Below are 11771 nucleotides of genomic sequence, written 5' to 3'. Positions count from 1 at the left end.
CAGCCGCCCCCTTCGGGCGGCTGAAGCATTTCTGGAATGGTAAAAATCACACTGATGGCGCCCAAAGACGTATAAAGTCAAATTAATCGCTTTTTGGTCGCTTTTCCCATTTCATCGATGGCCCCATCGGGGCCTGACAAGGCTATGAAGTTCGACTCGATATCTCGCGGCAATCGGCTTTGGCTCGTCATTGGACTGACGCTGTTGCCGCTCTTCCTGTTGACCGTCAAGGACTACCTGAGCGAGCGCCAGAAAGCGCTCGAAAAAATCGAATTCGAGGCGCGCCTGACCCTCAAGGGCGCCGAATATGCCGAAGCAGCCAGCGTTCGGGAAATCGAAATCATCCTGAAAGCGATGGCCAACGCCGACAACATGGCGAGCCTAGAGCCTGCGGACTGCGACGGCCTTGCCCGCCGGCTCAAAAGCGTACATGGCGACCTGCTCAATCTGGGGGCGGCCACCCCGAACGGTGACGTCTTCTGCAGCACCTCGCCAAGGACCAATGTCATCAGTGTCAAGGATCGGGCCTGGTTTGCCGAAGCACAGCAAAAACCGGGAATCACGCAAGGCCATTTCCAGGTTGGCCGAATTTCCGGCAAGCCGGGCATCACGTTTGGCTATTCTGTGCCCGGCGCAGACGGTGCTCCACGCACCATCCTGTTTGCTTCGACGAAAAATGGCTGGTTCGACCGCTTCACCAATGTCGCCGCACTGCCCGCCGGTTGGTCCTCGCAAATCCGGACTCGCGACGGAACAACGATCTCGCGCTACCCCGATCCCGAATTGGGGCGCGACAAGGAATTGAGCCCTGAAAGCCGGCAACGCTTTATCGATGCCATTGCCGATAAAAGAACGACGGTCGTCATGCGCGGCGTCGACGACCTTGAACACATCTTCGTCATGGCGCCGCTGCATGTCGCCAACGACGATCTGATTCTGTCAGTCGGCATCCCCACGGCGAGCTCGCTGGACCTGGTGGAGCAGGAGTTCCGCCGCCGCCTGATCGTTCTGCTGCTGATTTCACTGGCCTCGGTCGGCCTCGCTCGACTGTTCCTGCACGAAATGCTCGATCGCAAATTTGGCGCAACGATCAAGGAATTAACCCGACTGAAAAAGGCGCTCGACAACGTTCCTGCCTACATCTACCTGAAGGATGCCGCACACCACTACCGCTACGCCAATGCCAAAACCCTGAGCCTGTTCGGGACCGATGCCGAGTCGCTGAAAGGCAAGGGCGACGAGCATTTCTTCCCGCCGGAAACCGTTAGCCGACTTCGTCAGGTGGACGCTCAGGTGCTGGCCGGCAAAAATACGGACGAAATCATCACGATCACCGATGAGCATGGTCAGCGCGCCATCTACCACGAGATCAAAGCACCGCTCTGGGAGCTGGACGAAAAGACGCCGTGGGGCCTGTGTGGCATCTCGATCGACATCACCCAGTACCGGCTAGCCGAGGAGGCCGTCGCCAGGCTGTCACGCGCCGTCGAACAAAGCCCGGAGAGTATCGTCTTCACCGACCTGGAGGGCAACATCGAGTATGTCAACGCCGCCTTTCTGGCGATTACCGGCTATTTGCGCGAGGAAGTGATCGGCCGTAATCCGCGCATCCTGCAATCGGGCAATACCCCCCGCGAACGTTACGACGAAATGTGGGCAACCCTGAAAGCAGGCAAGGTCTGGCGCGGCGAACTCATCAACAAGCGCAAGGATGGCAGCGAATATCTGGAACTGGCGACCATTTCGCCGATCCGCCAACCCGACGGAAAAATCAGCAATTACATCGCGATCAAGGCCGACATCACCGAGCAGCGGAAAAACCAGGAGGAGTTGGAGAAATACCGCACCGGCCTCGAAAGGCTGGTGCAACAGCGCACGCAGGAACTGGCCGTGGCCAAGGAAGCGGCGGAAGTGGCCAGCCGTGCCAAGAGTACTTTCCTGGCCAACATGAGCCATGAAATCCGCACCCCGATGAATGCCATCATGGGGCTTGGTTATCTGCTCGAACAATCCCCCCTGAATACCGAACAGCAGGACAAGGTGCGGAAGATCCATGGCGCCGCGAAACATCTGCTGAGCATCCTTAACGATGTGCTCGACCTGTCGAAGATCGAGGCCGGCAAGATGACGTTGGATCGCTGTGCCTACAGCCCGGCCGAGGAGTTGACGGCAGTGGCCAGCATGATCGGCGAGGATGCTCAGCGCAAGGGACTGACCGTCATCACCGAGACGGACGATCTGCCCCCCTTCACCATCGGCGATCCGACCCGTTTGCGCCAGGCCATACTCAATTTTGCCGGCAATGCCGTCAAATTCACCGAACACGGCAGCATCCGGCTACGCGGTGAGATCGCGGAAACGCAGCCCGACAACTACCTGCTGCGATTTTCCGTCTCCGACACCGGCCCCGGCATTGCGCCTGAACTGCAGGCCCGACTGTTCACCGCCTTCGAACAGGCCGACAGCAGCTCGACCCGGCGCCTGGGCGGCACAGGCCTGGGGTTGGCCATTTCCCGTCATTTGTCACACCTGATGGGGGGCGATGCCGGCGTCGACAGCACCCTTGGGCAAGGCAGCACCTTCTGGCTGACCGTCCGCGTCGACAAGACGACCGAAACCCGTAGCCCGGTGAACGCGACGGATAACGACGGCGAATCCTTGCGCCACGAACCGCCGTGGCGCGTCCTCGTGGTCGAGGATAGCGAGATCAACCGTGAGATCGTGGCCGAGATTCTGATGGAAGTCGGCATTGTGGTCGACACCGCCGAGGATGGCGTCAAGGCCGTTGAAAAAGCCGCGCAAACCCACTACAACCTGATCCTGATGGATATCCAGATGCCCAATATGGACGGTCTGGAAGCGACGCGCCAAATTCGCCGGCATGCCGTCAATCCCAATATACCGATCATCGCGCTGACCGCCAACGCGTTCGATTCAACGCGGCGAGAAACCCGACTTGCCGGCATGAACGATTTTGTCACCAAGCCGATGGAGCCGGCCACGCTCTACACCGCCCTGCTCCGCTGGCTGCCGGCAGCCCGAACGCCTCAAGCAGCGGCCATCCCCGAGCAGGCGCTCAGCGATGCCGAGTTGACCGCGCAATTGCACACATTGACCGAGGCGCTCAGCACCGGAGATATCGCTGCCAATCATCGCTACCAGGTACTGCACCCCAACATTCGCCGACAAATGGCCAACAATGACCTGATCGAACTCGACCTGGCCATGGCGCGCTATGCTTATGACGATGCTCTGGCCATCCTTGAGCGCTGGCGTCACAATGCGCCGCCACCCCGTCCCGATAGCGAGACGAGGCAGGACGAGGCCACACACGAGTGAAGGGACAAGACGTCGTGAATCCAGACCAAAATTCCATCTACCCTGATCATCGGCTGCTCGGTCCCAACGGCGACAAGCCGCTGATCCTCGTCGTCGACGACACGCCGATCAATCTGGAAACATTGGCCGAGATGGTGCGCCATGCCGGCGCCAACGCCCGGGTCGCCAACTGCGGCGCGACCGCCTTGCGTTACGCGCGCCTCGAACCGCGCCCCGACCTCATTCTGCTCGATATCATGATGCCGGACATGGATGGCCATGCTGTCCTCGCCGAATTGCGCCGAATGCCGGAGACCCGGGATATTCCGGTCATTTTCGTCACCGCGCTCGATGACCAGTCCGAGGAGGAACGGGGTATCCGTGAAGGCGCGGCCGACTACGTCAGCAAGCCGGTCAAGATGTCGGTGCTGATTGCCCGCATCCGGGCGCATCTGGAAGTGCGCCGGGCGCAATGGCTGCTCGCCAACCAGAAAGCCTGGCTGGAACAGGAAGTGGAGCGGCGCATTGCCGAAAACACGCAACTGGATCGCCACCTGACCCTGGCCCTGGAGCGCAGCGGCTTCGGCATCTGGGAACACGACCCTGTGCGCAACCGTAACCGCTGGAGCGAAGGTCTGCGTCAGATGCTCGGCTATGAGCAGGAACCCGAACAGCTGGCCGAGTCCATGAACCTGATCCATCCCGAGGATCGCCCGGCAGTGGAGGCGCAAGTCACCGCCAGTCTGCGGGATCGCAACAGCATCCTGATCGGCGAATTCCGTATTCGTCATCACGATGGCGGCTGGCGCTGGGTCGAATCCCGCGGCCGCATCGTCGAATTCGATGAGGCCGGCCAGCCGACCCTGATGATCGGCACGATGCTCGACATTACCGAACGCAAACTCGCCGAAGCCGAGCATCGCCTGGCCGACCTGGTGTTTACCGGTATCGGCGAGGGAATCTGCATCACCGATGCCAAGCGCAACATCCTTCGTATCAACGATGCCTTTTCCACGATCACCGGCTACCAGGCCGACGAGATCGTTGGCCAAAATCCGCGCCTGCTCAAATCCGGGGTGCATAGCCCGGCTTTCTATGCCGAGATCTGGAAAACCATCGATCAATACGGCAACTGGCAGGGCGAAATCACCAACCGCCACAAGGATGGCTCGCTGGTCACCGAATGGCTGTCCATCAGCAGCCTGCGTGATACGACAGGCACAGCATCCCACTACATCGGCATTTTCAGCGACCTGTCTGAACGACAGGCTGCCGCCGAACGCATCCAGTATCTGTCGAGTTACGACACCCTGACCGAACTGCCCAACCGGCACCTGTTCGATGACCGCCTGAACCAGGCCCTGCTGACGGCACGCCGCTTCGAGCGGGGTACGGCACTGATCCTGCTCGACCTGAACCGTTTCCGGCTGATCAACGATACCCTGGGCCCTCCGGCCGGCGACGAAATACTGGTCGAAGTCACCCGCCGCCTGAAGTTGCAGGTGCGCGAAGGTGACACCGTCGGTCGCCGGGCCGGCAACGAATTCGGTTTCGTGATGGCCAACCTGAGCCACGAGCGGGATGCGCTGGCCCTGGCCCAGCGCATGCTCGATGCCATCTCGGTGCCATTTTCGGTCGCAGGCCAGTCGGTGGCGATCACTGCCAGCATCGGCATCAGTGTCTTTCCCAAAAATGGTGAAAACGGCGAGGCGATGCTCAGGTCTGCCGATGCTGCCTTGCTGCGCGCCAAGCAGTCCGGGCGCAACACCTTCAGCTTCTATTCGCCGGAGATGGACGCCGATGCGGCGCGCCGCCTGTCCATCGAAAGCGCCTTGCGCGACGCGCTGGCCCGCGACGAGTTCTGCGTGCATTACCAGCCGCAGGTCAGTCTCGACAGCGGCCACATGATCGGCATGGAAGCACTGCTGCGCTGGAACTCGGCCCTGCTCGGCCCTATCTCTCCGGTTGAATTCATTCCCATTGCCGAGGAAACCGGGCTGATCATGCAGATCGGCGACTGGGTGCTACGTACGGCCTGTCACCAAACCAAAGCCTGGCTCGATCTCGGATTGCTGCCTTTACACGTCGCCGTCAACCTGTCGCCCCGCCAATTCCGTCAGGCCGACCTGCCGGCCCAGGTCGCCCATGCCCTGGCCGAAAGCGGCCTGCCGGCCGGGGCACTGGAACTCGAAATCACCGAAAGCGCCTTCATCGACGACATCGACGATGCCGTCGCCATGTGCAGCAAGCTCAAGTCCCTGGGCATCAAACTCTCGCTCGACGATTTCGGCACTGGCTATTCGTCGCTGGCCTACGTATCGCGCTTCCCCTTCGACAAGATCAAGATCGACCAGAGCTTCGTTCGCGACATCGTCAACAATCCGGTCAATGCGGCCATCGCCTCGGCCGCCATCGTCATGGGCCGCAGTCTCAACCTGTCGGTGCTGGCCGAGGGGGTCGAAACCGAGGCTCAGGCCGCCTTTTTGCGCAGCCGGCGGTGCGATGCCATCCAGGGCTACCTGTTCAGCCGCCCCCTGCCGCCGGAGGAGTTCGCTCCCCTGTTGCTCAGCTGCAAGCCCTTGCCAATCGCGGCGCTTAGCCCGGCACAGGAGCAAACCCTGCTACTGGTCGATGACGAGCCGAATGTGCTGAGTTCGCTAACCCGCCTGCTGCGGCGCGAAGGCTATGCCATTCTCACGGCCACTTCGCCGACCGAAGCCTTCGACCTGCTGGCCAAGCAGCCGGTACAGGTGGTTATTTCGGATCAGCGCATGCCGGACATGTCAGGCACCGAATTCCTCTCCCGCGTCCGCCAGCTCTACCCGGCCACCATCCGCCTGGTGCTGACCGGCTACACCGATCTCCAGTCGGTCACCGATGCGATCAACCGCGGCGCCATCTACAAGTTCCTGACCAAGCCATGGGATGACGACCAACTGCGCGAGCAGATCCGCGAGGCCTTCCGCGTGGTGCATTTGAATCAGGAACAGAACTTCATACCTGCCTCCCGTGAATCCTAGGAACATCCTCATTTTCCTGCGCTACTTCGTGCCGCTGGCCGGATTCATCCTGCTCGTCACGGTTTTCTACGCCGACAGTCATCGCGACGCCGAGCGCAGCCACCTCGAAGCGGATGAACTGCTCAATGTCCGTCTGGGTGCTGGCGCGCTGGACCGCCGCCTGCTGATCATCGTCCGCGATCTGCGCATCGTTGCCGCCGGCAGCGCACTGAAACGCTTTACGGAAGATGGCGACGCTCTTGAGATCAACCGGATCGCCGAAGATTTTCTGGGCTTTTCCGGGGCCCGAAGCGGCTACAGCCAACTGCGCCTGCTCGACCTCACCGGCCAGGAAATCGTGCGCATCGACCACGACGGCAAACAAGCCCGGATCGCCGACCGGGCACAGTTGAAAAACAAGGCTGACCGCTATTATTTTCGTGACAGCATCGGCCTGCCGCCGGGCGCCATCTACCTTTCTCCGCTCGATCTCAACATCGAGAACGGCCGGGTCGAAACCCCGTACAACCCGACCCTGCGCATTGCTACCCCCCTGGCCGACAGCCAGGGCAAAACACGTGCCCTGCTCGTCCTGAACTACCGCGCCAGCGAAATGATTGGCTACGTTGCTGATGTCACGACCCAGGCTGCCGATCACCTGATGATCGTCAATCAGGAAGGCTATTTCCTGCACGCCCCCAATCCCGCCGACGAGTGGGGTTTCATGTTCGACAAGCCGGAGTTGAGCCTGCCCCATCGCTTCCCGGCCAGCTGGGCGACCATTCAGAAAACCGAACAAGGGCAGTTCTCCGATAGCGCCGGCTTATGGACCGTTGCCACCGCCTATTCGGCGCGTGGCCGCCAGGACAAGGCAGACCAGGAAAACTGGAGCATGGCGCAAGAGCAAGCATGGAAGGTGGTCGCTCACGTTCCGCCCGAGGCCGTGCCCGGCATGTTCGCTGGCTGGAATGCCACTTTCTTCGCCATCGAGGCGCTGCTGCTCGGCCTGGCGGCTGCGGTGGCGGCCTATATGGCAGGCAGCACACGCCAGAAACGGGAGGCTGAAACCCGCTTCCGCATCTATTTCGAGCGGGCCATGGTCGGCATGTCGATTAACGATGCAAACAAGCGCTGGATCGTCGTCAATCCGGCACTTTGCCAGATTCTCGGCTATTCCGCGGAAGAACTGCTGGGCAAGAGCTGGACGGAATTGACTCATCCTGATGACTTGCCGGCCAGCCTGGCCGCCTTCGACGACATCGTGCGCGGCGAGGTCGATGGCTTTGAAATCGAAAAACGCTATCTGCGGGCGGACGGCGCAACCATCGCCGCCCGCGTCGCCGCTCAGGCCATCCGCAAGCCAGACGGCCGCGTGGACTCGATATTGACCATCGTCGAGGATATCAGCGCCCGTGTCGCGGCCGAAAAAGCAGTGCGCGCCAGCGAGGAACGCCTGCGCCGATTGGGCGACAATCTGCCTGACAGCTACCTTTATCAATGCTGCACCGGCCCGGATGGCCACCTCCAATTTACCTATCTGAGCTCCGGGGTCGAGCCGATTCACGGCCTGACGCCCGAGGAAATCATGGCCCATCCGGAACGCCTGTTCGCCGATGTCGACCCGGCGCACCTGCCCGGACTGTTGCAGGCCATCGCCGACAGCGAGCGCCAGCAAACCGATTTTGTGTCCGAGTTGCGCCTGCGCAAGCCGGACGGCCAGTGGCGCTGGCTGCAGATTCGCTCCCGCCCGCGGCGCTCGCCGAGCGGGAAAACCGAGTGGGACGGCGTCGCCACCGACGTTACGGCGCGGCGCGAAAACGAAACATTGCTCGACCTGCAATCCAGGCGCGCCCATGCCCTGCTCGAATTGCCCTGGCAGCGCAAGCAAATGGATGAACCTCACTTCCTGCGCCACGTCATCGCTTCCATTGCGCAAATCACCGACAGTGCTGGCGGCTTCATCTATTTTGTCGGTGATGACTGCACGGACCTCGCCCTGGCCGCCTGCTGGCCCGCGACCGACGGCGCCGACAACTGGCAGTGCCGGATGAGCGAAGCCGGGCAATGGGCTGACGCCATCCGCCTGCGCCAGCCTATCCTGATCGATGACTACCCCGCCGAGGAACGAGATCGCCGACGGCCAAACGACCTCGGCCTGTCGCGCCTGGCCAGCGTGCCAGTCTATGGCGAAAACGGAATTCAGCTTCTGGCCTGCCTGATCGACAAGCCAGAGCCGTACTCGCTGCAGGATATCGAAACCATCCAGCTGATTGCCAGCGATGCCTGGCGTATCGCCAGCCAGCAGCGCGCCGAGCAGGCCTTGCGCATTGCCATGCAGGTGGTCAATGCCAGCCCGGTCATCTGTTTCCGCTGGCAGGCGACAGGCGGCTGGCCGGTCGTTTTTGTATCCGACAATGTCACCAATTGGGGCTACACCGTCGCCGACCTGATCGCCGGAAACCCGGCCTTTGCCGACATGGTGCATCCGGATGACCTGTCCCGGGTCGTCGAGGAAGTGACCCGCTACACTGCCGAAGGGCGCACCGACTATATCCAGGAATACCGCTTGCTGACCGGCGACGGACGAGTCATCTGGATTTCCGACCGGACCCAGGTATTGCGCAATGCCAGTGGCGGTGCCGAGTTCTACGATGGCGTGCTGACCGACATCACCGAGCGCCACACCCAGACCGAAGAACTGACCACCACGCTCGCCGCCCAGCGCCAATTGAACAAACGCCTGGAGGAAGCGCACAACCAGTTGCTGCAATCGGAAAAAATGGCCTCCATCGGCCAACTGGCTGCCGGCATCGCGCACGAACTGAACAATCCGATCGGCTTTGTGCATTCCAATCTGGGTACGCTGGAGAGCTATTTGCGCGACCTGATGGAAATCATTGATGCCTACGACAAGGGCCTGGCCGACGATACCGACCTGGCGGCGCAACGGACCGCCATCGCCCGCCTGCGCGAGGAGCGCGACTTTGCCTACGTCCGTGGCGACATCATCCAGTTGCTCAGCGAATCGAAAGATGGCCTGAGCCGCGTTCGCAAGATCGTCCAGGACTTGAAAACCTTCTCGCATGTCAGCGAACAGGAATGGCAGTGGACCGACCTGCATCAGGGCCTGGACTCAACCCTCAACATCGTCTGGAACGAACTCAAGTACAAGTGCCAGGTGGTAAAGGAGTACGGCGATATTCCCAAGATCCATTGCCTGATCTCGCAGCTCAACCAGGTTTTCATGAATCTGCTGGTCAATGCCGGCCACGCCATCGAGACGCGGGGCACGATCACCATCCGCACCCGTCGCCAGGGCGACGACGCGGTGTGCATCGAAATTTCCGATACCGGCAAGGGCATCGCCCCCGAACACCTGTCGCGTATATTTGAACCCTTCTTCACCACCAAGCCGGTCGGCAAGGGCACTGGCCTCGGCCTGTCGCTCTCTTATGGCATTATCGACAAGCATCACGGTCGCATCGAGGTCGACAGTCAGCTCGGTGTCGGCTCGACCTTCCGCATCATTCTTCCCATCAATCAGAAAAACAGCCCACCGGAGACTTCGCGATGAGCGAAACACCCGCCCCCGCCACCCTGCTCTTCGTCGATGACGAACCGGGCATCCTTTCGGCCCTGCGCCGCCTGTTCCGGCCGCATGGCTATCGCATCCTGATTGCCGAAAGCGGTGCCGCCGGCCTCAGCATCCTGGAGCAGGAGGCGGTCGACCTGATCATTTCCGATATGCGCATGCCGGAAATGGATGGCGCCACCTTCCTCAAGCAGGTGCGCGGCCGCTGGCCGAACACGATGCGGATCCTGCTCACCGGCTACGCCGACGTCACCTCGACTGTCGCCGCCATCAACGAGGGCGAAATCTACCGCTACATTGCCAAACCCTGGGACGACGCCGAAATCGTCAACACGGTTCGGAATGCGCTGGAACGCCAGCAGCTGGAAGTGGAAAACCGTCGCCTGACCGCGCTGACCCAGGCCCAGAACGAAGAACTGAAGGTGCTCAACGTTAATCTGGAGCAGAAGGTCGCCGAACGTACCGCCGAATTGCAGCAGGCGCTGACCTTTGTCGAGCAGTCGCACGGCGAACTCAAGAAATCCTTCCTGACCAGCGTGCAGGTTTTCGCCGGCCTGATCGAGCTGCGGGCTGGCCAGAGCGGCAGCCGGATGGCCGGCCACGGCCGCCGCGTCGCTGACATGGCACGCACATTGGCCCAGCGCCTCGAACTGAGCGAGGTCGATATCCAGAACGTCATGCTTGCCGGCCTGCTGCACGACATTGGCAAACTCGGCCTGTCCGACGAAATCCTCAGCAAATCGTTCAATACGCTCAGCGCCGAGCAGCGGGCGCAGGTCATGAAACACCCGCAGATCGGCCAAAACCTGCTGATGGCCATCGACCGTTGCAAGGAGGCGGCCATCCTTGTTCGCCACCACCACGAATGCTTCGACGGCAGCGGTTACCCGGACCGCCTGGCCGGCATTGCGATCCCGCTTGGCGCCCGCATTCTGGCCGTGGTCAACGACTACGACGCCCTGCAGATCGGCACCCTGGTCCAGCGTCCCCTGCGCCCGGAAGAAGCACTGGCCTTCCTGATCGACAATCGCGGCAAGCGCTACGATCCGACGGCGGTCGAGGCTTTCGTGCGCCTGATCGGCGAAACCCAGAAGAGCGGCCCGGTCGAGTTGCCATTACGCACCATGCACCTGAAGCCGGGCATGGTCCTGACCCGTGAACTGGCTCACCGTGACGGCTATCTGCTGCTGGCCAAGGGCAGTGTGCTGACGACGGATATCATCAATCAACTGGTCAGGCTGGAGCAGGCCGAACAGCACAACCTGACCCTCTACACCCGCTCGGAGGAAAAATGAGCCGTATCATGCTCGTCGACGACGAAGAATCGATCCTCAAGTCCCTGAAACGCATCCTGCGCCTGGCCCCCTGTGCCTTTGGCGGCAAGACCTTCCAGCTCGAAGTGGAAACCTACACCTCACCCGAAGCTGCCCTTGAAGCGGCACACCGGGACAGCTACGACCTGTTCATCAGCGATTACCGGATGCCGATCATGGACGGCATTGAGTTCCTCAAGGCGACCAAGGAGATCCAGCCCGATGCGGCGCGCCTGATCCTGTCCGGCTATGCCGATCTGAATGCGCTGGTCCGGGCGGTGAACGAAGTCGGCATTGACCGCTTCATCGGCAAACCTTGGAACGACTACGACCTGATGTCAGCCATCGGCCAAGCCCTCGCCCACCGCGAACTGCTGCTCGAAAACCGCCAACTGGCCAACCTGGTGCGCATGGAAATGGGCGATACCACCCCGGAACAGGTCGAGGCGGAACGGCTGGAAGCCATCGAGCCGGGCATCACCGATGTCAATTGGGGACCGGACGGTTCAGTCATTCTCGACCCAGAGTTTCAGACAAAAAGCTGAGCGA

Annotated in this window: 5 protein-coding genes; all 5 read left to right on the top strand. The window is 61.3% G+C overall.

From position 1 onward, the window contains the following. The first annotated feature begins 144 nt into the window (after window positions 1-144). Genes DARO_RS21560 through DARO_RS05050 form a run of 5 tightly spaced genes read left to right on the top strand, consistent with a single transcriptional unit; the run spans window position 145 to window position 11767 of the window. Window positions 145-3339 carry a PAS domain S-box protein gene (locus DARO_RS21560; RefSeq protein WP_011286738.1) on the top strand — a complete coding sequence of 1065 codons (3195 nt, stop codon included), beginning with the start codon at window positions 145-147 and terminating at the stop codon, window positions 3337-3339. Between the two features lie 14 nt (window positions 3340-3353). Then, window positions 3354-6338, top strand: coding sequence for an EAL domain-containing protein (locus DARO_RS05065; RefSeq protein WP_011286737.1), 2985 nt, complete (start codon window positions 3354-3356; stop codon window positions 6336-6338). Next, window positions 6328-9891, top strand: coding sequence for a PAS domain S-box protein (locus DARO_RS22145; RefSeq protein ID WP_011286736.1), 3564 nt, complete (start codon window positions 6328-6330; stop codon window positions 9889-9891). The genes DARO_RS05065 and DARO_RS22145 overlap by 11 nt, the downstream gene beginning before the upstream one ends. Then, entirely contained in the window at window positions 9888-11204 is a 1317-nt protein-coding gene (nosR, locus tag DARO_RS05055) for a response regulator c-di-GMP phosphodiesterase, NosR family (RefSeq protein ID WP_011286735.1), read from the top strand. Before DARO_RS22145 ends, nosR begins: the two co-directional genes overlap by 4 nt. After that, the gene (locus DARO_RS05050; RefSeq protein WP_011286734.1) at window positions 11201-11767 is read left to right on the top strand and encodes a response regulator; all 567 of its coding nucleotides are present in this window, start codon (window positions 11201-11203) and stop codon (window positions 11765-11767) included. The genes nosR and DARO_RS05050 overlap by 4 nt, the downstream gene beginning before the upstream one ends. Window positions 11768-11771: the final 4 nt, after the last annotated feature.

Source organism: Dechloromonas aromatica RCB (assembly GCF_000012425.1).
This window is presented reverse-complemented; position numbering and strand designations above follow the sequence as displayed.